This is a genomic window from Qipengyuania rhodophyticola (genome assembly GCF_042493225.1).
Lineage (GTDB): Bacteria > Pseudomonadota > Alphaproteobacteria > Sphingomonadales > Sphingomonadaceae > Erythrobacter.
Genome location: NZ_CP170454.1, coordinates 1,480,251 through 1,503,506, shown reverse-complemented (window position 1 = coordinate 1,503,506; position 23,256 = coordinate 1,480,251). Strand labels below are relative to the sequence as shown.

The 23,256-nt window shown below is 57.6% G+C and carries 17 protein-coding genes; 7 read left to right on the top strand and 10 right to left on the bottom strand.

Features of this window, described 5'->3' with window-relative positions:
* The first annotated feature begins 38 nt into the window (after nt 1-38).
* The gene (locus ACFCXQ_RS07105) at nt 39-2,924 is read left to right on the top strand and encodes a valine--tRNA ligase (protein WP_379554428.1); all 2,886 of its coding nucleotides are present in this window, start codon (nt 39-41) and stop codon (nt 2,922-2,924) included.
* Between the two features lies 1 nt (nt 2,925).
* Nucleotides 2,926-3,675, top strand: a complete 750-nt coding sequence (locus ACFCXQ_RS07100; protein WP_379554426.1) for a 7-carboxy-7-deazaguanine synthase QueE — start codon at nt 2,926-2,928, stop codon at nt 3,673-3,675.
* 260 nt (nt 3,676-3,935) lie between these two features.
* On the opposite strand, the gene ACFCXQ_RS07095 is transcribed toward ACFCXQ_RS07100, so the two are convergent.
* The 5 genes from ACFCXQ_RS07095 to ACFCXQ_RS07075 all read right to left on the bottom strand — a co-directional run bounded on the left by ACFCXQ_RS07095 (nt 3,936) and on the right by ACFCXQ_RS07075 (nt 10,425).
* A complete protein-coding gene (locus ACFCXQ_RS07095) occupies nt 3,936-5,912 on the bottom strand; it encodes an ATP-binding protein (protein ID WP_379554424.1) in 1,977 nt (658 codons plus the stop codon).
* 114 nt (nt 5,913-6,026) lie between these two features.
* On the bottom strand, nt 6,027-6,779 hold the full coding sequence (locus ACFCXQ_RS07090; RefSeq protein WP_379554422.1) for a TIGR02186 family protein: 753 nt from the start codon (nt 6,777-6,779) through the stop codon (nt 6,027-6,029).
* Nucleotides 6,776-7,684, bottom strand: coding sequence for a sulfite exporter TauE/SafE family protein (locus tag ACFCXQ_RS07085; RefSeq protein ID WP_379554420.1), 909 nt, complete (start codon nt 7,682-7,684; stop codon nt 6,776-6,778). The genes ACFCXQ_RS07090 and ACFCXQ_RS07085 overlap by 4 nt, the downstream gene beginning before the upstream one ends.
* 57 nt (nt 7,685-7,741) lie before the next feature.
* Nucleotides 7,742-8,995, bottom strand: coding sequence for a hypothetical protein (locus tag ACFCXQ_RS07080; protein ID WP_379554418.1), 1,254 nt, complete (start codon nt 8,993-8,995; stop codon nt 7,742-7,744).
* Entirely contained in the window at nt 8,995-10,425 is a 1,431-nt protein-coding gene (locus ACFCXQ_RS07075; protein WP_379554416.1) for a glycosyl transferase family protein, read from the bottom strand. Before ACFCXQ_RS07075 ends, ACFCXQ_RS07080 begins: the two co-directional genes overlap by 1 nt.
* 85 nt (nt 10,426-10,510) lie before the next feature.
* On the opposite strand from ACFCXQ_RS07075, the gene nhaA reads away from it, so the two are divergent.
* A complete protein-coding gene (gene nhaA / locus ACFCXQ_RS07070; RefSeq protein ID WP_379554414.1) occupies nt 10,511-11,731 on the top strand; it encodes a Na+/H+ antiporter NhaA in 1,221 nt (406 codons plus the stop codon).
* A gap of 89 nt (nt 11,732-11,820) precedes the next feature.
* Here nhaA and ACFCXQ_RS07065 read toward each other — a convergent pair whose 3' ends face one another.
* The gene (locus ACFCXQ_RS07065) at nt 11,821-12,258 is read right to left on the bottom strand and encodes a VOC family protein (RefSeq protein ID WP_379554412.1); all 438 of its coding nucleotides are present in this window, start codon (nt 12,256-12,258) and stop codon (nt 11,821-11,823) included.
* A gap of 185 nt (nt 12,259-12,443) precedes the next feature.
* Nucleotides 12,444-13,196 (bottom strand): TorF family putative porin, encoded by a 753-nt coding sequence (locus tag ACFCXQ_RS07060; RefSeq protein ID WP_379554410.1) that lies wholly within the window; start codon nt 13,194-13,196, stop codon nt 12,444-12,446.
* 289 nt (nt 13,197-13,485) lie between these two features.
* Between ACFCXQ_RS07060 and ACFCXQ_RS07055 the strand changes: the two genes are divergently transcribed.
* Genes ACFCXQ_RS07055 through ACFCXQ_RS07045 form a run of 3 tightly spaced genes read left to right on the top strand, consistent with a single transcriptional unit; the run spans nt 13,486 to nt 16,686 of the window.
* Nucleotides 13,486-14,289 carry a metallophosphoesterase gene (locus tag ACFCXQ_RS07055; RefSeq protein WP_379554409.1) on the top strand — a complete coding sequence of 268 codons (804 nt, stop codon included), beginning with the start codon at nt 13,486-13,488 and terminating at the stop codon, nt 14,287-14,289.
* Complete coding sequence (locus tag ACFCXQ_RS07050) at nt 14,289-15,632, top strand: UDP-glucose dehydrogenase family protein (RefSeq protein ID WP_379554407.1); 1,344 nt, start codon at nt 14,289-14,291, stop codon at nt 15,630-15,632. The genes ACFCXQ_RS07055 and ACFCXQ_RS07050 overlap by 1 nt, the downstream gene beginning before the upstream one ends.
* Nucleotides 15,633-15,666: 34 nt before the next feature.
* On the top strand, nt 15,667-16,686 hold the full coding sequence (locus tag ACFCXQ_RS07045) for a cupin-like domain-containing protein (RefSeq protein WP_379554406.1): 1,020 nt from the start codon (nt 15,667-15,669) through the stop codon (nt 16,684-16,686).
* A gap of 32 nt (nt 16,687-16,718) precedes the next feature.
* Here the strand turns inward: ACFCXQ_RS07045 and ACFCXQ_RS07040 are convergent, their stop codons facing one another.
* Nucleotides 16,719-18,536: a DUF885 domain-containing protein gene (locus ACFCXQ_RS07040; RefSeq protein ID WP_379554404.1), complete on the bottom strand. Its 1,818-nt coding sequence runs from the start codon at nt 18,534-18,536 to the stop codon at nt 16,719-16,721.
* Between the two features lie 124 nt (nt 18,537-18,660).
* Complete coding sequence (locus ACFCXQ_RS07035) at nt 18,661-19,941, bottom strand: metal-dependent hydrolase family protein (protein WP_379554402.1); 1,281 nt, start codon at nt 19,939-19,941, stop codon at nt 18,661-18,663.
* 166 nt (nt 19,942-20,107) lie between these two features.
* Here ACFCXQ_RS07035 and ACFCXQ_RS07030 point away from each other — a divergent pair, with 166 nt between their 5' ends.
* On the top strand, nt 20,108-22,180 hold the full coding sequence (locus tag ACFCXQ_RS07030) for a S9 family peptidase (protein WP_379554400.1): 2,073 nt from the start codon (nt 20,108-20,110) through the stop codon (nt 22,178-22,180).
* Between the two features lie 43 nt (nt 22,181-22,223).
* Here the strand turns inward: ACFCXQ_RS07030 and ACFCXQ_RS07025 are convergent, their stop codons facing one another.
* Nucleotides 22,224-23,168 (bottom strand): MipA/OmpV family protein, encoded by a 945-nt coding sequence (locus ACFCXQ_RS07025; protein WP_379554398.1) that lies wholly within the window; start codon nt 23,166-23,168, stop codon nt 22,224-22,226.
* Between the last annotated feature and the right edge of the window lie 88 nt (nt 23,169-23,256).

Here is a 23,256-nt window from a genome sequence, read left to right as displayed (position 1 = left end):
TTTATGGGGCTGGCTCGGCATTTGAGAAACAAACACACATGACATTATCAACCACATTTGACCCCGCGCAGATCGAGGCGCGCTGGTATTCCCATTGGGAAGAAAACGGCCTGTTCAGACCCGAGCGCCCCGATGCGGAGCCGTTTACGATTGTGAACCCGCCGCCAAATGTGACCGGCAGCCTGCATATCGGCCACGCACTCGACAACACGCTTCAGGACATTGTGATCCGGTATGAGCGTCTGCGCGGCAAGGATGCGCTGTGGGTGGTCGGCACAGACCATGCGGGCATCGCGACGCAGATGGTGGTCGAGCGCCAGCTTGAGGAAAAACAGGACAAACGCACCAATTATTCACGCGACGATTTCGTCGACAAGGTCTGGGAATGGAAAGAGGAAAGCGGCGGGACGATCACGCGCCAGCTGCGGCGCCTTGGCTGCTCCATGGACTGGTCGCGCGAGCAGTTCACCATGGACGAGCACTTCACCAAGGCCGTGCTCAAGACTTTTGTTGATCTGCATAATGACGGCCTGATTTACCGCGACAAACGGCTCGTCAATTGGGATCCGAAGCTGAAAACCGCGATTTCCGACCTGGAGGTTGAGACGCAGAATATTGCGGGGCATTTCTGGCATATCAAATATCCGCTCGCGGACGGCGTTAAGCTGGATGATGGTCGCGATTATATTGAGGTTGCGACCACGCGCCCAGAGACGATGCTCGCTGATATGGCAGTCGCGGTTCACCCCACTGACGAGCGTTATGCGAGTGTTGTCGGCAAGCATGTCGTCCTGCCGATTACGGGTCGCCGCGTGCCTATTGTCGCGGATGAACATGCTGATCCGGAGCTGGGCAGCGGCGCGGTGAAGATCACACCGGGACATGACTTCAACGACTTTGAAGTTGGCAAGCGTGCAGGCATCGCGCCGGGCGATATGCTCAACATGCTCGATGGCGATGCGAATGTTTGTCAAACGTCAGACGGGCTGGTGCCGGATGAATTTCTTGGCCTGCACCGTTTCAAGCGTGACGGTGTCGCTGGAGCGCGCGAACTCGTGGTTCAGCGCCTCAAGGAGCAAGGCTATCTGATCCCGCATATCGCCAAGACCAAGAAGGGCGAGGAGCAGGAACTCGACGCCGAGCCGCGCACTATCGCAACGCCCTTTGGTGATCGCGGCGGCGTGGTCATCGAGCCGTGGCTGACCGACCAATGGTATGTCGACGCCGAAAAGCTCGCCGCAAAACCGATTGAGCAGGTCAAATCCGGCGACATCGAAATCATCCCGCAAACATGGGAGAAAACCTTCTTCAACTGGATGGAGAATATCCAGCCTTGGTGTGTGTCTCGACAGCTCTGGTGGGGCCACCGGATACCGGCTTGGTTTGGGCCCAGCCTAAAGGGACTGAACCCGGGGCCAGATGACAATTCTGGTCTCGCCACAGTATTCGTCGCAGAGTCGGAGGAGGCCGTGCTTCAGCAAGCTGGCGAGTACTATGGCACCGAAACCAAAGTATTCCTCGAAGAAGGTGGCGATATTCGTAGAGGAGAAGTCACACTTCAACGCGATCCTGACGTACTCGACACGTGGTTCTCGTCCGCACTTTGGCCCTTCGCGACGCTCGGCTGGCCGGAAAACACCGATCTTGTCCAAAAGCACTTCCCAAATAATCTGCTGATTAGCGGCTTTGACATCCTGTTCTTCTGGGATGCGCGGATGATGATGATGGGGCAATACACTATGGGCGAGGCCCCATGGCCCAAGCTCTACCTCCATGGCCTTGTCCGCGCCGCCGATGGCGCGAAAATGTCCAAGTCCAAGGGCAATGTCGTCGATCCGCTCGGTCTGATTGACCAGTACGGCGCGGACGCGCTGCGCTTTTTCATGGCGGCCATGGAAAGCCAGGGCCGCGACATCAAAATGGATGAGAAGCGGGTCGAGGGCTATCGGAACTTTGCGACAAAGCTCTGGAATGCGACGCGGTTTTGCCAATCGAACGGCATCGGCTCATCCTCTACTTTGAAAGCGCCATCAGCGAAGCTCGCGGTCAACCAATGGATCATTGGCGAAGTTCAACAGACGGTAGAAGCGCTCGATGCTGCACTGGCTGACCTGCGCTTCGATGCGGCGGCGAACACGATCTATCAATTCACGTGGAGCCGGTTCTGCGATTGGTATTTGGAGCTGATCAAGCCGCTGCTGGTCAAGGATGATGATCAGGCCCCAGCGCCTGAAGCGGCGATTGCGGAGACGCGCGAAGTTGCCGGCTGGGCGCTCGACCAGATCCTGGTCATGCTGCACCCCTTCATGCCATTTATCACCGAAGAGCTGTGGCATGCGCAGGGTAACCTCTCCGGGATCGATCGCAACGGTTACCCGCTGATCACCGCCAAATGGCCGAACCCACGTGCCAGCGTCAGCACGGAAGCGACCGATGCGATTGACTGGACGATCCAGTTCACCAGCGCCGCACGCACAGCTCGCAACGAGCTCGGTATTGCGCCAGGCGTGGAGCTGCGCGGGATGATCAAAGACGCCTCGCCCGCCGCCATGCAGGTATTCACGGGCAACGGGGCTGCCGCGATCTCAAGGCTCTCAAAGATCGGCCCGTTTCTGATGACTGGCAAAGTCGGCGAGAACGTCGTTGAAGTGCCGACCTTTAAGCCCGCGATGGAGATCGCTGTGGGTGAGGACGTGATCCTCGTTGATCTTGAGGGTGCTATCGATGTGGAGGCCGAGAAAGGGCGCCTCAAAAAGGCACTCGACGCGTCCGAGAAGGAGGCGAAGTCACTCGAAGGGCGGCTGGGCAATGCCAACTTTGTCGAGCGCGCGAAGCCTGAGGCAGTCGAGAAAGCCAAAGCCGACCATGCGCATCACTCCGCAGAAGTCGAGCGACTGACAGCAGCGCTGGCAAGACTGGGATGATGTGGCGAAACTAACCCTCGCCACTGATGACACCGGCGCGCCGGAAATTTTCGCGTCGCTACAGGGCGAAGGGCCCAGCGCAGGCACGCCGGTTGCATTCATCCGCTTGTCGCGCTGCAACCTTGCCTGCACATGGTGTGACACCGCCTATACTTGGCGCTTTGGGCAGGATGGTCAGGACGACGAGCGCCCGCACCGTGACGGCATAACCTATGACCGCAAAGCCAATCAGATCGCGTTGACCGTCAAAGATGCAGCCACCAAAATCGAGCAACATGGGCAGAAACGGCTCGTGATCACAGGCGGCGAGCCCTTGTTGCAAGGCGGCGCGTTGGCGGATTTGCTTGCGCTACTGCCCGATATGGAAATCGAGATTGAGACCAACGGCACCGCTAAGGCGCCGTCTCATGTGGATATTCGTGTCGACCAATATAACGTTAGCCCCAAGCTTGCGCATTCGGGCAATGCGGCGGACCTTGCCCTGCTGCCCGAACGGCTCGAATTCTATTCGAGCGACCCGCGCGCCTTCTTCAAATTCGTGATTGCTGAGCCGAGTGATGTGGACGAGGTTCTGGAGTTGCAACGCGCCTATCGCTTCAGGCCCGGACATGTCTTTCTGATGCCGGAAGGCACGGACAGCGCCACATTGCGGGAACGCGAGGCATGGCTCGCGCCGCTCTGTTTAGAACACGGCTTTCGGATGTCCGACCGCCTGCATATCCACCTTTATGGAGATGAACGCGGGACGTGATTTGTTTAGCCTCAAGCGCCGGCATTCGCGTCCGCTCATTTGGCTTCCGCGCCATACGGCGCGACGGCCGGTGGCCTAATGGCCGTCTTCGACTCCGCCCTTGCGGCTCGCTGACCGCTCGCCGAATTGGTACATGCAAGCTCGGTGCGTAGCGCCGCAAGCGCAACCGCGCGCCCGCAGCGATGCGACCTTCAGGTCGCGAGAGTGAGGATATCGCAGCACCTCCGTGCTGCGGACAACAAAAACAACGATAACGAAAGTTATCCTTGAGCGCGCCAGCGTTGAACGACCCGTTCGACTTGCTCCACCTCGCCGCCGGTTTCGTTCCACAGTTCAACAAAGCTTGGATCTTCCGAGGCAGGCCGCTTGGCTTCCTCAAGATTGTCGAATGTCACGCGGATCGGGATCGCCACACCTTCACCGCAAATGATGCATTCGCGGTTGCGCAAAGCAGGAATGGAATCGAGGAAGCCCCGGGCACCCTCTGGCATCGCGCCGCGCACAAAGGCTTGGTCGCGATCATTGTTCAAGCGCATTGAGATGATCGTACCGCATTGTGAGAGCACGCCTTCCGCCAAATCAGATGGACGCTGCGTAATCAGCCCTAGGGAAATGCCGTATTTCCGCCCCTCTTTCGCGATCCGGCTAAGCACGTTGCCAACACTTGATCCGTCAGCGTTCTTCTCGCTCGGAACGTAGCGGTGAGCCTCCTCACAGACTAGCAGGATCGGACGCGTCTTTTCTTCGCGCCCCCAGATGGCAAAGTCGAAGACGAGACGGCTGAGAACAGCAACAACCGTTGCGGTAATGTCCGAGGGGACACCGGAAACATCGATGATCGAGATCGGCTTGCCATTGCTAGGCATGCGGAAAATCTTGGCAATGAAGTCAGCCATCGTATCGCCCACCAGCATGCCGGAGAACATGAACTGGAAGCGCGGGTCAGCTTTGATCTCTTCCAGCTTGTTCTTGATCCGCATGTAGGGGGCCGAGTTGGTCGCTTTGTCGAGCTTGCCCATCGCGTCTTGAATCGCGTTGGAAAGGTCTGACAGCAAGTAAGGGATGGGCGAGTCCACGGTGATCTTGCCCATGCTTTCAGCAAGGCGGCTCTTGCTGCGCGCCTGAAGCAGACAGCGCGCAAGAATGTCAGCATCAACCTGACGCTCATTGCCATTGCTTGTCAGCAAAATTTCGCAATGCTCTTCGAAATTCATAAGCCAATACGGCATCTGCAGATTTGAAACGTCGAGGATGACGCCGGTCTGGCGGAACGCCGCTGAATATTCGCCGTGAGGGTCAATCATAACGATATGGCCGTCAGGCGCAGCCTCACAAATTCGGTGAAGGATCAGCGCGGCACTGGTTGATTTACCGGTACCGGTCGAGCCGAGCAGCGCGAAGTGCTTGCCCAGCATCGCATCGACATAAAGGCCAGCACGAATATCCTTGGTTGGATAGACTTTGCCGATGGTGACAGCCGAACGGCCATCGCTGGCGTAAACCTGTTTGAGATCGCTCGTTGACGCAGGATAAACAAGCGCCCCGGGAATAGGATAGCGGGTTACACCGCGCCTAAAGCCGTGCAGCTTGCCGGTTAGCTTTTCTTCCTGACCTTCACCGAGGAAATCGATATTGGCGATAATGCTGCCCTCAGCACGGCGATCCTGCTTTTGGTTGCGGACACTGGCCAAAAGCCAGCTATTACCGACGCGGATCTTGATTTGGCTACCGACTTGTCCGGCGAGCGCGATCGAAGGATCATCGTTTTCAATACATTCGTTTAGCCGTTGCAGATCAATCGCGATTTGCGAACCAGAACCGGCGATCTCTAGCACGACACCAATCGGCTCAAGCGGTTGATCAGCGGTAGCCGCTTGACCAGCAGTAGGCTCTGCTTCCGGGGCGAGCGCATCGCGCTGCGCAGCTGCGGCAGCTTCTTCCTGCGCCTTGATGACAGAAGGCGCGAGCGGCGCGCCCGACGCGGAAGCTGGCGCAGCGCTTGGTTGTACCGGTACAGATTGCGATGCTGGAGCAGCTTGGGGTGCGGGACTCGCTTCTGAAGGGGGCTCTACATCACGCTGAACATCACGTTGAACATCACTGGGCGGCTGCGTCAGTTCAGGAGGGGGCGGACGGCGGCGGATGCGATCGCCCAGCCGGTTACCTGTCGGAGGAGTTGCCCCGTCCTCGCCCGCCGGGTCAAAAGTACGAAAATTGTCGTGATTCATATCGCTCATGCGCCTGCTAGGTCCCAACCCAAAATCTAAGATGAGAGCATACGCAAAGAGCAGTTAATATGACGTCAACGATGCTTGGGTCGAGCGTCACAAGTCGCAAGGCACCCCTACAGGTCAAATCATGTCGTAAAAGCGGCCTCCGGCCCAGCCCATCGCGATCGAGAGGGCAACCGCAAGCAAACCATAGAGTAGCGATGTGTTCTGCGCAGAATCCTCTACAAGCCTCTCAAATCCAACCTTTTTCACCTCAACTTCAGCCAGCGCAGACGCAATCACGCGGCCCCCACTAATAGCGAAAGTCTCTGCCGTATAGGTGCCGGTCGACACATTGGAGGGCAGTGAAATGCGCGCTTGATACAGCACTTGCTCGCTGATCTGAACACCGCCAATTTCCTCTTTGTAGAGCTCTTGACGGGTTTTTAGATCGACCAGACCAGCAGCAAATCTCTGCTGCTCTTCCGGGTCGATGACACCGCTCGGCGAGAGTTGAATATAGCGCGTGCCGAACTCGAAAATGGCCGCGATCTTCTCGTCAACGATATCGGTGATCGGCCGCGATGAGGCAACCGCGAAAAAGGACGGAACCGAGCGGAAATCACTGCTTTCAGCATTCACCCAGATACCCGCAAAACGCTCTTTCTCGCGCAGGCGAATAGGTTCGGAAGGCCCCTTCAGCACCACAATAATGTCATATTGCTCGCCAGCTGCGCGCCCACGCGGGTCGAGAATAGCGCCGAAAAGCAAGAGTTCGGTACCCGTAAAGCCCTGACGCACCTGAACCTCTTTTTGCGAGACTTCGGGCACCAAAATCGGATCGCGCTGCCCCATCACCAGAAGTGCGCAAATTATGAGAAACAGCGCCCTCATAACGGATTGACCGTGTAAATTTCATCCGGCTGGACGAACAAGCCAAACAACATCCGTGCCGCAATAAGTAAGACCAAAGTCGCCAAGATCGCCCGTAATATTTCGGGCTTCACCTTGCCCGCCAGCTGCGTTCCAAGCTGCGCCCCAGTAACCGAGCCGATCAGCAGCAAGGTCACCAGCACAATGTCGACGGCCTTAGTGGTGAGCGAATGCGTCATCGTGGCCGCGATCGTGACGAAGAGGATGTAAAACAGGCTGGTCCCGACCACGACATTACCGCTCATCCCAAGAATATAGAGCATCGCAGGCACCAGCAGGAAGCCGCCGCCCACGCCCATGAGCATGGTCAAAACGCCTACAATGAGGCCGAGAATAAGCGGCGCGATGGGGGAGATGTATAGACCTGAGCCATAGAAACGCCAGCGCCCAGGCAAAGCCGCAACTAGCGGGTGGTGACGACGCCGTTTAGGCTGAGCGGCCTGGCTCGTCCCACGAATAGCCTGCAAGGATTCGCGCATCATCATCGCGCCAATCGCCCCTAACAAAACGACATAAAGCGAGTTGATCACCACATCGATTTGACCAATCGAGCGGAAGAAACGGAACAAGAGTGCGCCGAAACCAGCACCCACAATGCCGCCGCCAACCATGACTAAGCCCATCCGAAAATCCACGCCCTTGCGCTTGCGATGGGCAAGGACGCCTGAAACACTCGCGCCGGTGACCTGCGTAGAAGCCGACGCCGCGGCGACTGTCGGCGGAATGCCGTAAAAGATGAGCAGCGGGGTGGTAAGAAATCCGCCACCAACCCCGAACAGGCCGGATAAAATGCCCGTCACGCCGCCCAACACAACGATAATCAGGCCGTTAACAGCCAGATTTGCAATGGGCAGATAGACATCCATGACTATGCCCTATCCTAGGGCGCTTGGCGTTGGAAGGTGGCTGTTGCCTGAATTCGATCAGAAACCGGTCGACAGTGTCACAGCGGCACCAGATCCAGGCTGCGCATCACCGGCAACCCGCACACGGTAATCCACTGAAAGACGCGCTGGCACATCGCCCAAACGCAGATCGACATTGGCGCTAGGCCCGATGTCAAGCCGAGCCGCGCCTTCTTGGGCCCCGCCCCAGACACCGCCTCCTGCGCTGAATGATCCGAGGTCAAACTTGACGACCTCGCGAGTCATCTTGAGGCTGCCGTCGACAAAGCCGGTAGAAAAATCGCCGCCGACATAGCCAGCTTGGCCATAAAAGCTGAGCCGAGTGCCAAGCGGCAGATCGCGCCTTTCCAGCCCACTGGTCACAAACGCTGCGGGGCGGACTTCTGTGCCGCCTGCTTGATCAGACACACGCGCCTCAATATGCGCGCGCAGCGGAAGTCTCGCAAAAGGTCGAGCACTGAGCCCAAGAGCTATATCACGGTCTTTGGGTCCAGCCAGCGCTTGTATTCCCCGCACATAGGCATTGGGCGCAAAACGCGATGAGGGGTGCAAGCGATAGCGAGCGACAAGGCCAGCCTGACTGCGTCCATAAGATGGCGCTGTAAATCCGCCGGGGCTCAATGCAGCACCATCTTGACGCAAGAACAACCAGCTATCGACACTAAAACGCGCAAGGCCGCTCGCTCGCGGCTCAGCCTGCAGGCCTTTCTTGCTCACAGATTGTAAGCTGATCCGCTGTACTGGGCCGCTTGCCTGGGCCTGATCCAGATGGCGCTGGATCGATTTGGGCACAGGAACATATGCCATAGCTGCCATCCACAACAGATTGTGTGAGGCGGCAGTCGTGTGTGCATCAGGCGATGTGTCATCGGACTGGCCAACCCGCTGGACTTCGTCAGATAATGGCGCTTCGATCGGCTGGTTAACCCACAATTCGCGCTTGGGGCTATCCAAGACAGGTGCAACCACGCGCTCTCGCACCTCATTCATGTTTATTCTGGCTATTGGCCCGGGTGCCTCATCAGCATCTAATGGTGCCGCTGCACGTATTGAACCGCCAGCTTCTCCCGCAGCCAAGCCTGATGCATCCGCAACCGATCCGACCACATCTCCTCCCGATACGTTCGCCTGCAACACTTCATCTTGCGTAGCCAAAGCGGGTGTTTCAGAAAATGCAGTAAGGCTAAGAAAGGTGAAGCGGATGCCCACCCATCCGATCAGTATCATGCCAAGGACAAATAGCGGAGCGCCGCGTTTGCGTGTCTGGAACATCAGGCTGCTCCTCTCACACGGGCCAGCTCAAGGGCCGGGGGCGAAGAAGATGTAGCCGCAGGATGATTGGCATGCTCTGTTTTGTCCCAGCGCGTTGGCGCACCACGCAAACTGCGCACATAAGAGAACAAAGCCCTGCGTCCCGCCAAGATGGCGATCCAGTTAGAGACAAACATGCGCGGGATGGAGAGCAAGCCTTGCCAAATCCCATGCTCGCGTGTGGTGAATGCCCAGCGCGCCACAAACCGCCAGAAAAACGCTATGAGATTAGCTGCGAGCAATGATGAGACGACCGGCGACAAAGGTACAGAATTGACCAGTCCCATTTGCGCAGCCGCCCACGTAAAACCAATCAGCAGGACAAGCGCATAGGCCATTGCAAGCAAGATCGACGCAAACGGTCCGCGCCGGTCGCGCATCTGCATCCATTTTTGCGCGAGGCCGCCCTGCCAGCCAATCCGGTCCCAGCCTTGCAGCGCAATACCTTGGATCCAGCGCGTCTTCTGGCGCACCGCCGTTTCTACGCTTGAAGGGAAATACGCTCGTGTTGCGACCAGCTGCCCTTGGGCATCGCGCAGGCGCAAGAACCGATCTCGCCCGCCAAGCGCCTTTACTTGCAAGCCAAGCTCATAGTCTTCGGTAAGCGAATCGACGGCGAAAGGTTTGCCATCACCGTTCTGTTCAGCAACGCACTCCAGCATCTCGCGGGCAATCGCGCAGCCAACGCCGGCCCCGGGAATGCCCGCACCTACCGCATCGCGAACAACCATCATCTTGCCATGGGCCTCGGCAAACTCATCGCAATAATGGCCCGCAATCAGGGGCGACCCGCGCAGCGGCATAGGCATCACGGGTAGCTGTACAAACTCGTTGTCATCAATCGCCCGGTCCAGCGCGCTCAGCGCATTGGCGTCGACCATGTCCTCTGCATCATGCAGGATCACCATTCGCGCGGCCTCGCCGCTGCGTTGCTCGTCATCGCGCAGCGCATCATACAAGCGGTTCAGAACATCGGGCTTGGAAGTAGGGCCATCACGGTCATGAATAACCATCCGCACACGCGCGTCGCCGCGAACAGCCTTCATCGCCGCATCCAAAGTCGCAGGATCATTGCGATAACACCCTACGTAAATTCGCAGATTAGTGTGTTGCCATTTATCGAGCGCGTGGCTCAAGGTCTGGCCGATCACCTGCGATTCGCGCCAAGCGGGAATGAACACCGCGGCCATGCCGCGCAATTGGCCCTGCCGCCTGTCATTTTCGGGCAATCGTTCGGAACGAATACGGCCCGTCAGCTTTAGATAGATGTAGGTAAAATCAACGGCAATCTCGTCCACGGCACCAATCAGAAAAAACACCGCCGCAAACAAAAGCAGCTCGCTTTCGATAAAAGCGAGCCATGTCCCCACATCAGTTCCGAAAAGCTCCAACCCCAGCTCCTTCTTGAAAAGCAGCCTAACCTAGTAACAGCCCCCTTGCAACGCAGCGCGTATTGATAAAGAGAGCAAAACCAACATGACACAACAAAGCTCCCCATTCCGCTCCCTTTTTGCTCCCGTTCGCGCCCTTTTTGTGGGCGATGCGTCGGCTGGCATATTACTTATCCTCGTTGCGGCCGGGGCGATGCTTGCTGCCAACTCGATTTTTGCCGAGCAATATAACCTTTTGATCAATGGTAAGTTTGACTGGTACCCACATGCCAAGCTGAGCTCGATCCATTATATCGTGAATGACGGCCTTATGGCGGTGTTCTTCTTCGTGGTCGGCCTTGAGGTCAAACGCGAGCTGATCGCCGGGCAATTGGCCGATGCCAAATCGCGGCGCCTGCCCTTGGTCGCGGCTATTGCTGGTATGGCCGTGCCTGCATTGGTCTTTATGGCTGTCTCTGGCGGCGGCGAATATGCGCGCGGTTGGGCGATCCCGGCGGCGACTGACATCGCCTTCGCAATGGGGGTCCTCGGCATCCTGGGCAATCGTGTGCCGGGCTCTTTGCGGATTTTCCTGCTAACCGTCGCAATTGTTGACGATATTGGCGCGGTACTGGTCATCGCCTTTTTCTACACCACCGTGGGCGACTCCTTCCTGTTCTGGCTTGGCGCATCGGTTGCCGTCTATGCTTTGATGGTCATCCTCAACCGGATGCATGTGAGCCAGTTCTGGCCTTACATCCTTCTGGCACTGGTCCTCTGGTGGTGCGTACTGAACACCGGCGTCCATGCGACAATTGCCGGGGTACTCGCCGCTCTTACCATCCCAATGCAGCGCCGGGACGGCAATTCAATGCTCGAACGACTTGAGCATGGCCTCGCGCCGTGGAGTGCGTATCTGGTGGTGCCGGTCTTTGGCTTTGCCAATGCAGGTGTCTCGTTCGAAGGGATGACGATCAACAATCTGCTTGATCCTCTGCCGGTTGCAATCGCAGCAGGTCTTGTGGTCGGTAAACAGGTCGGTATTTTCTCGGCGATCTTCATCGCGGAGAAGAGCGGCTTTGCAGAGCGCCCAGAAAACGCCAGCTGGCAGGAGATCTGGGGCATTACGATCCTGTGCGGGATCGGCTTTACAATGTCGCTGTTTATCGGCCTGCTCGCCTTTGAGGGCAATCAATTCCTGATTGATGAGGCCAAGATCGGCATTCTGACAGGCTCAGCGATTTCCGCAGTTATGGGCTACCTGGTGCTACGCTTCTCTACTGAGCATTCAGAGGAAGATGCGCAGTTGGACAATAAGGACGACTGATGAATAAGTGAGTGAGGCCGCAGGTAAACGAGCCTCACTCATACGTAATTATAGCCAGGCCTGTATTACGCGCGCTTAGCGGCTCGCGTTCACCAGCTTCCGGTGTTTTCCATGCTGGCCCAGGGTTCTTGCGGTTCAAGATTGCCTTCCTGAAGCAGCTCAACCGAGATCCCATCGGGTGATTTGACGAAAGCCATATGTCCATCGCGCGGCGGGCGATTGATCGTCACACCGGCATCCATAAGCCGCTGGCACGTCTCGTAAATGTTCTCGACGCGGTATGCGAGATGGCCAAAATTCCGCCCGCCATCATAGCTCTCGGGCTCGCTATCATCCTCGGGTGGCCAGTTATAGGTGAGCTCAACCTCAGCCACACCTTCTTGACCCGGTGCGGCAAGAAAAATCAGTGTAAAGCGCGCTTGCTCAACATCAAAGCGGCGCACTTCTTTGAGTCCAATCAGGTCGAAAAAGGCTACCGTCGCATCCGGATCCGTCACACGGATCATGCTGTGCAGATATTTGACCATGGGTATCTCCAATCGAATTGGCGCAGTCAGGATCGGGGCCGCGCTCTACTCACAAGTTTAGTCTCACTGGAAGGCACGGCAGACAAGAAAAAACCGCCACCTGCACCCAGTCTATGGGGCGGGCAGCGGCTTTGCCTCAGAATACTCCGCGCCAAAATTAGACGCAGAGCCTCAGATTTGTGACTCTAGAAGGACGCGCTCAGCGTCACGACAAATGCATCGTCGGTGAATACGCTGCCCGGATCGACCAGAGCATCGCCCTCGACGCCGACATAGGCGGCGCCCAGTGTCAGCGGTCCGTATACCGGAACTTCTGCGCCAATCGACCAATCCAGCGCGCTACCGCTATTGGTGAAGGTTAGGAAACCGTCAGTAGCGCCCAGATGTCCGGTCACGGTGACCGGCGTACCCGGGATGCCGACACCAAGATCTGTGTAGAGATAGAGGTTATCGGTATTGCCCAGTGAATCCTGGCTCGGCGCATAAGCTGCGCCAAAGGTAACTTCGGCGGGGCCGAGAGCTCCACTAACCGAGCCATAGAACTCGATATAGTCAGTCGCGCCCGCAGCAGCAGCTGCATCAGGGTAGAGGTAGTAAATCACGCCGACATCGGCGGATAGGCCTTCAGCGACATCGCCGCTCCAGCCGCCATAGATATCCAGCTCAGTGGAGCCGAAACCAACGGTGTCTTCGTCTAGGTTGGATGCCCATGTTCCGACATAAATGCCCGATTCGTGGGCAATGTCGAAGCCGCCTTGAATGGCGAGCTCTCCGCCTGACAAGTCAACGCCGCGGAAGCGATATTCGCTTGCCAGGGTCACATTGGCTGAAACTGAGATAGGACCTGCCTCTTCTTCTTCCTGCGCGAATGCAGGGGCTGAGAGAGAAAGGGTAACAAAAGCAATAGTAGCGGTAAGACCGCGTGAGGACGTCAGCATGACACTCTCCAATAGAGGTTGGCCAATCAGTGTTTCCACCAAATGGCTTGTGCTTCGTCCCACCTGCGATTTCGCCGGGCCCTTATTATTGTTTAGGATCCTCATGCGAAAGCCCGTCCTTATTTCCTGATTGGGCCGCAACTAGCAACCCCATTTCAATAAACCTTCACATGGCACAGCAAAAGAGTGGCTATTGTGCAACTGCGAACGACCACCTATTTAGATCGCCAGTTGCTCGTCCCCGCGCACTACCCTATGCGGCTGCGCAGCACATTTGTGCCCGGTTCCTATGCTTAGCTCTATTAAGAAACTCCTCCGCCCTGAGCGGGCACAACAGACGCTTCCGGCCGTCCCGGAGGGCGAGCGCTATTATGTGATCGGCGATATTCACGGGTGCCTTGATCATTTTGCCGCGCTGGCTGACGCGATTGATGCCGATGCGGCAGATAACGCAGCGTACAACACAACCGTCGTCCTCCTCGGAGATCTGGTTGACCGCGGGCCTGACAGCGCGGGCGTTATTGCCAAAGCGCGCGAATGGGGCGAGCAGCGAAGCTTGCGCTTTCTGGCAGGCAATCACGAGGAAATGTTCCTCGAGAGTTTTAGCGATCTTGAAATGCTGCGTCACTTTGTAAAGCATGGCGGGCGCGAGACGATCCTGAGCTACGGTATTCCTAAGAAAGAGTACCGCGAGCTAACGCTTGAGGAACTACAGGACAAAATTGGCGAGATTGTTCCGCAAGCTGACCGCGATTTTCTGGCCAGTTTTGAAGAGATGATTATCGCAGGCGACTATGTCTTTGCGCATGCTGGCATCGACCCGTCGCGTCCGCTGGATGACCAGCGCCGCAAGGATTTGCTGTGGATCAGAGAGCGGTTTTTGCGCAGCACCGAACCGCTCAGCCATGTCATTGTGCATGGCCATACGATCTTTGAGGACGTTGAGGATTGCGGCACGCGTATAGGAATTGACACTGGGGCGTTCCGAACCGGGATACTCACCGCGCTCGTACTTGAGGGCAGCGCGCGGCGCACTATTCAGGCGGTCGAAAAAGACGGCCAAATTCATATTGAGAAGACGGAAGACAAATAATGAAAATTGCAATGGTAGGCTCAGGCTATGTTGGCCTCGTATCGGGCGCATGCTTTGCCGATTTTGGGCATGACGTTGTCTGCATAGACAAGGACCAATCCAAGATTGATCGCCTCCATGAAGGCATCATGCCTATCTATGAGCCAGGCCTGGCCGAGTTAGTCGACAATAACGTCAAAGCTGGTCGCCTGAGCTTCACCACCAGCCTGCCCGAAGGCATTGCCGGTGCAGACGCTATCTTCATTGCGGTTGGTACGCCCAGCCGGCGCGGCGATGGCCATGCCGACCTGTCCTTCGTTTATGCCGTAGCAAAAGAAGTCGGCGAGAGCCTCGTGGGTGATGCCGTGGTCGTGACCAAGTCCACCGTCCCCGTTGGCACAGGCGACGAAGTTGAGCGGATCATCGCAGAAACCGGCACTAAGCACCGTGTCTCGGTTGTCTCGAACCCGGAGTTCCTGCGCGAGGGCGCCGCGATTGGCGACTTCAAACGCCCCGACCGCATTGTCATTGGCGCAGGCGACGACTTTGGCCGCGACGTCATGAGCGAGGTTTACCGTCCGCTCTTCCTCAACGAATCGCCCATTCTGTTCACTGAACGCCGCACTTCTGAGCTGATAAAATATGCGGCGAACGCATTCCTTGCCACCAAGATCACCTTTATCAATGAGATCGCGGATCTGTGCGAGAAAGTTGGCGCGGACGTGCAAGATGTCAGTCGCGGCATTGGCCTCGATAATCGGATCGGCTCAAAATTCCTCCATGCAGGGCCGGGCTATGGCGGATCATGCTTCCCCAAAGACACGCTGGCGCTGCTCAAAACGGCTGAGGATTATGACAGCCCAACCCGCATCGTCGACGCCGTGGTCAAAACCAACGAAACCCGCAAACGCGCGATGGGCCGCAAGGTAATCGACGCGCTGGGCGGCGCTGAGAAGGCACGCGGCAAGCAGGTTGCGCTGCTCGGCCTGACATTCAAACCCAACACCGATGATATGCGGGATTCTCCGGCAATCGCGGTTGCGCAAACGCTGACCGATGCAGGCGTTGAAGTCTTGGCCTATGACCCAGAGGGCATGGAAGTCGCCAAGCCCATGATGCCAGAGGTCGTCATGAAGGACGACCCCTATGCCGCAATCGAGGGCAGTGATGCTATCGTGATCGTGACCGAGTGGGACGCGTTCCGTGCGCTCGACATGAAGCGGGTTAAAGAGCTGGCGAAAGCGCCGGTCATGGTTGATCTGCGCAATATCTATCGGCCAGACGACATGCGCGAGCAGGGCTTCACCTATGTGAGCGTGGGCCGAAACGGTGTCGCCGGTCATTTACGGCGATCTACCGATTGATCTGTCTCTTTATTTCAGGGCCCTTCACCGCATAATGGACATCCCCAACCCACTGGCTGAGCCCGCCCAGATTGATCGCACTTCTTTTGAGCGCGATTTTCTGGAACAAGGACGGCCAGCGGTGTTTAGGGGGCTGGTCAAACACTGGCCGCTGGTTGAGGCGGCTGAGCGTTCGCCGGAAGCCTTAGCAGACTACCTCAAAGGCAAATATAACGGCTCACCGGTCGAGAGCTTCGTAGCGCCCGCCGATCAGCAAGGGCGGCATTTCTACGATCCGGAAATGCGCGGGTTTAACTTCCAACGCCGCCAGGTGGCGCTGAGCGAAATGCTCGACAAACTGCTGGCTATGGCAAATGGGCAAGACCTGTCCGGTGATCTCGCGCTTTATGCAGGCTCCGTGCCCGCATCGTCCTGCTTGCCAGATCTCGCGCAGCACAATCCGATGCCGCTGCTACCGCCTGAGATTGAGCCGCGTATTTGGATTGGCAATGGCTCACGCGTCGCGGCGCATTTCGACCCTGACCTCAATATTGCCTGCGCGATATCGGGCACGCGGCGCTTCATATTGTTCCCGCCAGAACAGGTCGCCAATCTCTATATCGGCCCGCTCGAGTTCAACATGGCCGGTCCGCCAGCGAGCCTAGTCGATTTTGCCAACCCCGATCATGAGCGTTTCCCGCGTTTTGCAGAGGCTTGGGAGCAGCGCATTGAAGTAGAGCTATCACCTGGTGATGCGCTGTTTATCCCGCCCTTGTGGTGGCACCATGTAGAGGCGGATGGCGCGTTCAATATGCTGGTCAATTACTGGTGGGGCACGCATAAGCAGAGGCAGCAAATGCCCGCGCTAGCCTTAGCGATGCTCGCCATTCGTGAGCGCCCTTTGGCAGAACGGCAAGCGTGGCGCACACTGTTCGATCATTATGTGTTTGGCGAGGATGCTGGCGATGCCGCCGCGCATATCCCCGCCCATGCGCAGGGTGTTCTAGGTGAAGCGAACCCGCAACGCGACGCCATCATTCTGAGCTTCATTCAACAGAGTTTAGCGCGGCGCTAGTCTCGCTGCGTTTGCCGCTCTGCCGAAGGGCGTTAATTGCCCCCAGCCGCGATCCAGCGTTCAATTTTTGCCTCAAGCACGGGCAATGGCAGTCCGCCTGTGTTCAGCACTTGCGCGTGGAATTCCTTGATATCGAAGCCATCGCCGAGTTCAGTCTCTGCCTTGGCGCGCAGTTCCTGAATTTTCAAAGCGCCGATTTTATAAGCCAGCGCCTGACTGGGGATCGCGATATAGCGCTCCACCTCGGCGACCACTTCGGTGCGCGTCATGCCGGAATTTTCGAGCATAAAGTCGATGGCCTTCTCACGGCTCCACCCCTTGGCATGCAGCCCCGTATCGACGACCAGCCGCATCGCGCGCAGCTGCTCATCTTGCAGCGTACCATAACGATTCCATGGGTCCTCGAAGAAACCCATCTCATAGCCTAGAGTCTCGGCATAGAGCGCCCAGCCTTCGATAAATGCGGTCGTACCGCCAAAGCGCATGAACGCTGGAAGCGCCTCATTTTCCTGCGCGAGACTGATCTGGAAGTGATGCCCCGGCGCGCCCTCGTGCAAGTAAAGCGTCATATTGCCGGTCGTCAGGCGGCTGGGCAGGTCATAAGCGTTGAAATAGAACGTGCCGGGGCGCGAGCCATCGGGAGTTCCCGGTTGATATGACCCGCCCGCACTGAATTGTTCTACCGCAGGATCATAGGGTTTAATAACCAGCTCTGATTTCGGCAGGAGCGAGAAATATTCGCCGATCTTCTTATCGACTTCCTCGCCAATATCGTAATAGCTCTGCGTCAGCGCCTCTCGGCTTTCCGGCTTGAACTGCGCGTCAGTGCGCACATAGTCGAAGAACTCATTGAGCGTGCCTTCAAAACCAACCTCAGTTTTCAGCGTATCGAGCGCCGCCTTTACCCTCGCGACTTCAGAAACGCCGAGCTCGTGAATATAATCAGCGGTGAGCGGCAGCGTGGTCGAGTTCTCGATCAACTGCTTGTACAGGATATCGCCGCCCTTCATCTGGCTCAGGCCAACTTCCTCGCGGGCCACGGCGAGATATTCATCGCGCAGGAAATCGCGCATGCGCTCATGAGCGGCGTAAATCTCTTGGGTCTTGGCAGTATAGGCTTCGGTCAGGCGCGCCTTGTCTTCGTCCGAGAAATCCTCAGGAAAAACCTTGAGCGGCCCCATAAATTGCGACTCTTCAAGCGGCTGTGCAAGCTGCGTGTTGAATTGCTCAATCACATTACCAATCGTCAGCTTTGTCTCGACAACGCCGCTTTCCATGCCTTCGCGGAATTTGGCAATCGCGCGTTCAGTCAGCGCGATATAGTCATCATGCCGCGACAGATTGTCTTCATAGTTCTCGATAGTTTTGAAGGGCGCAGCGCCCTGCCCACTCGCGAAAGTGGGATAGAATGTGTGGAACCCGCTAAAGTGATTAACCGGCCGCACTTCAGTGAGCGCGCGGATCTCATCCGTCGAGCCAAGCATCGACTGATCCTGATTATATTTGAACACGTCATAGGCCAGCTGATCGGTCGGGCTGAGCGCGTCACGATCAATCTGCGCCAGCAGCGCGAGGTTTAGCTGCGTGTCGGTCCGGCCTGCTAAAAACTGCGCATCCGTGAGAAAGTCGCCCAGCCGATCAGCGTCCTTGTCGTCACCACGAAAAAGCCGCGAAAGCGGGCTAAGCGCAAGCTGGCGCGCGTCTGCATCAGCAAACAAAGCAAACAGCTTGTCGCGCTCGCTCTGGGCAGTGTCAGCGGAGGGGGTTTCGGCATGGCCATCAGCCCAAGCTGGTGTCGCAGCCATTGTTAGCGCTGCGGTCGAGAGAAATACGTCACGGATGAGCTTCATGTTGTCAGTCCTAATACCGAATAGTGTTGCGCCGCGCGCAATATGCGCCCCTCGCCTTGGGAACAAGGCAAGCCGCGACGAGAATATGAACCAAATCGACCGGCGACTTGGATCACTCGATCGCTCAATCGATAACCCTGCCACGCACCATCACGAAACCCACATCTTCCAGCACGCTTACATCGGCCAGTGGATTCCCATCAACCGCGATGATGTCTGCGGAATATCCAGGGGCGATCCGGCCCAGCTGATCTTCCATTCCCAGCACTTCGGCTGCGCCAGTAGTTGCGCTGGCCAGAGCTTCGCGCGGGCTCATTCCGCCTGCCACCATCAGAGCAAATTCGCCTGCGTTCTCACCATGCGGGAACACACCCGCATCGGTACCGAAGGCGATTTTTACGTCATAGCGCAGGGCGCGCTCGACAATCGTCCCAGCAAACTCGCTCACGGCTTGGATCTTTTGCTCAACCACCGGCGTGTAGAAGCCAGTACCTAGGTTCTTCTTGATCCCCTCAAACGCCATCAGCGTGGGCACAAGCGTCGTGCCGTTAGCGTTCATCGCTTTGGCTGCCGCCTCATCGATATACGTGCCGTGCTCAATCGTGTGTACGCCTGCACGAGCCGCTGCCTCAATACCGCGCGCGCCGTGCGCGTGTGCTGCGACCTTAAGGCCAAGGGTCTCGGCGGTGTCGACAATCGACTTCATCTCCGCATCAGTGAAATGCGCCTCTAACCCGCGGCCTTGCTGCGACAGCACGCCGCCAGTCGCGGTAATCTTGATAAGGTCCGCGCCATATTTCGACGCTGTCCGGACGCGCTCAGCACATTCGAGAGGGCCGGTGCAGGTAAAGCCAGATGCGAGCACATCATTCACATGTTTATGGAATCCGTTGGTGTCGCCATGCCCACCCACAATGCTGATTGTGCGCGCTGAAGTCACAATGCGAGGCCCCGGCGTAACACCGCTTTCGGTCGCACGGCGCAGGCTTTGTGTGACCTGATCGGTCCGCGAGCCGAGATCACGAACAGTCGTAAACCCAGCGAGCGCAGTGATCCGCGCATTCTTCGCCGCGATCAGCGTGTACCACTCGGGCGGGTTTGTCGCCGCGCGCCAAAATTCGCCGCTCGGATCGCCGGAGAGGTGCGTGTGCAGATCGATCAGACCCGGCAGAACGGTTTTGTCGGAGAGGTCGATAACACGGTCTGCAACCGCTTCAGCTGCACCCTCCATAACCGCCACAACCTTACCGTCCTCGACCACGATCAATGCCGGCCCGGTCGGCTCGCTATCGGCGTTCACAATCACACTTCCAGCGCGGATTGCGATGGTTTCAGCGGTGGCTGGCACAGCGGAAACTGCAGCGACCGCAGCTGCAGTGGCGGCGAGCAAGGCTTTGAAATGCATAAATCGAGACTCCCTTTGGGAGTCGTTTTGGCTGTTTCGCCTTGTATTCACAAGAGCACACCTTATCGCACCCATTGCAAGGTCGCTTGCGCCACTCCAATTTGCCAAGCAGCGCGCACTTGTTATGAAGCTGCGCAATACATCGCCAACACGGGGAAATATTCTAATGAATCGCGGACTGCTAACCGTCGCCACACTTCTCACATCAGCCTCCATTGCTGCAACCGCCACTGCGCGCCCGATGACGCCGGAGGACGTTGCCAAGCTGGAAAGCGTTGGCACAATGGCCGTCTCTCCTGATGGCACGCGCGTGGCATTCACGACCTCCAGCTTGCCCGATGTGACACAAGGCGAAGAGAATGGCGGTTTCACACAGGAGCTGAAAGTGGCGACTGGGCCGGACACATATCGCGCTTTCCTACCCGAGGATGTGAGCCCGCGCGGCGTCGCATTTTCTCCGGATGGCCGCATGGTAAGCTTCGCCTGGAGCAAGGAGAAGGAAAAGCGCGCGGTATGGGGCGTACCTGTAGACGGCGGCACGTATAAGAAACTGGCCGAAGTGGACGGCGCCAATGTGCAATCCTATCGCTGGGCACCGGACGGACGGACGATTTACATGCTAGCGGCCGCCGCTGAAGATAAGCAGCGTACCAAGCAAAAAGAAGCTGGTTTCAATTCACGCGTTTACGAGGAAGAGTTCAAGCCAAACCGCCTATTCGCGGCCGCAATCGGTGAGAGCGTTGATGAGGACCCGCGTGAAATCACCCTACCCGGCTTTGTCACCGCCTTCGACGTAGCGCGTGATGGCCGCATGGGCATTGTCGATACTGCACCAACGCCTCTGGTCGACGACAGCTATACCAAGAAACGGGTCAACATTATCGATCTGGCCAGCGGCGATGTGCGCGTTGTGGTCGAGACGCCTGGCAAGATTGACGACGTAGAAATCTCGCCCGACGGTAGTCAGCTCTCACTCATTGCTGGTGTGGACATGAACGACCCAGCCGCGACAACGCTGCACCTCGTTGACACCGCGACGGGCAGTTTCCGCGCGCTCAATGCGGGCGCTGCTGAGGCCGCAGTCGATGCCGAATGGCTTGCCAATGGTCAGCTCGCGGCGATTGTGCATGTCGGCGCGCAAAGCGTGCTGCGCCTGTACAATTCCGATGGCAGCTTGGGGCAGGAGATCGATCCGGGCGAGTTGATCCTGACCCGCGTCGAGGCCGCTGGCGGCAAGCTGGCGGTTGCCGCGAATAGCCCCGCGCACCCAAATGAACTGTTCGTGTGGAACAATGGGCAGTTTGACCGCTGGACGAGCCACAACCCATGGCTGTCCGACATCACTTTTGGGGCGCAGCGGGCCTACACTTACACTGCGCGCGACGGCCAACAGGTCGAGGGCGTGCTGATCGAGCCAGTGGGCGGAACCCCGCGCGGCGGCGCACCAACCATCATGAATGTCCATGGCGGCCCAGAGGCCCATGAAAGCAATGGCTGGGTGACGGCCTATTCCAAGCCAGGCCAAATGGCCGCTGGCAAAGGCTATGCTGTCTTCCTGCCCAACTACCGCGGCTCAACCGGCTATGGCACTGCCTTTTCCAAAGCGCACCAAAACGATTATGCGGGCAAGGAATTTAACGACATCGTCGATGCCAAGCGTGCACTGGTTGCTGACGGTATTACGGACGGTGATCGCACGGGCATCACCGGCGGTTCCTATGGCGGGTATGCCAGCGCCTGGGGCGCCACCGCTCTGTCAGAAGAATATGCCGCGAGTGTCATGTTCGTTGGCATTTCCAACCAGGTCAGCAAGTTCGGGACAGGCGACATCCCTTACGAGATGTACAATGTGCATAGCCTGAAATGGCCATGGGATGATTGGCAGGGCATGATGGAAGTCTCACCTGTCTTCCATGTCGATAAGGCGAACACGCCGATCCTGATCATGCATGGCGAGGACGACACGCGCGTCGATCCGGGTCAAAGCTTGGAGCTTTATCGCTCGCTCAAAATCCGCAAGCCTGACTTGCCAGTGCGGATGGTGTTCTATCCCGGTGAAGGCCATGGCAACCGCAAGGCGGGCAGCCGCTATGACTACAGCCTGCGGATGATGGAATGGTTCGACACCTATCTGATGACCGGTGACCGCGATGCTGAAATGCCCGGCCCGCGCCCAACGTTAGCTGATGGCGCCAAGGGCGCGAGCGCGTCCGATGCCGAGGACGACAGCGAGGATTGAGTTTGGGAGTGTGTTTTCCGCAGCGCTCAGGTGCTGCGGAAACCTAAAACGTATAGCCTACGCCGATACCGCCGAAAAACTGATCCGCGCTGCCTCGGATCGCTGTGTAAGGCGTGTCCGCGGCATCGCCGACCAGGCGCGAGTATCCGCCAATGGCGTAGACATTCCAGCCACCATTGAGCAAATTGCCGTCGAGATCGAAAGTACCGATCGCGGTCAGTCCAAGGCTGTTAAGTCCGCCGTCAGCAGTGAATTCAGGCAGGCCGCTATCCGCGCTTTGCTGCGGGCTGACCGAATAGTAATAATCGGCAAAACTATCATCGATAAATTGCCCGCTCACCGCTAATTGCAGCGCGGTGCCAGACCCTATCGGTTTGAAATAGCCAACACTTGGCTCAATCACCATGCCATCATGCGCGCCCAAAATGTCCCACCGCACTGAGGTGGAGAGGCTAAGCCGGTCAGCGCGGTCAAAAACACTCGGAAAAGTCACTCCGCCGTTCACGCCGACCTCAAAGGCAGTATCAAGCTCACCTGCCGCGAGCACGACCTCATCCTCGATCTGGTCTGCGCGGTCATTGCGAAACCGAAAGGACGGGCCGAGCGATATGCTCGGCGCGCTAGAACGTGCACCGGGCGGGCCAGACGCGGGCGGCTGTGACAAGAGATCAAGATTGAGGCCGGGGCCATTTGGACTGATCCCAACACCGCCCACGCGCCCAACAATCAGCGGCAGCGGGAAGAACACATAATCGTCTGAGCCGGAATAGCTCGGTACGAGCCCTGCGCCGACACCCAAGGTGATCCAGGTATCATCGAACACAATGTCACCAGTAGCGACACCAGGTGGCGGCCCTTGGCGAGCGCTGTCTTGCGCTCCTGGTGGAGGGCCACCTTGCGGCTCTGATGGCGGACCTTCCTGTGCATTCAACGGAGCGGTCAACGACAGAGCGCCAAGGGCAAATGTCAGGCCATATGAAGTTTTCATAGGAATTATCTCTCGCCTCTCCTTTGCGGTACAACCGCTCTGCGCCCGCCCTGTTCCGATTGTTCATAGAGATGGCAACGTCGCAAAG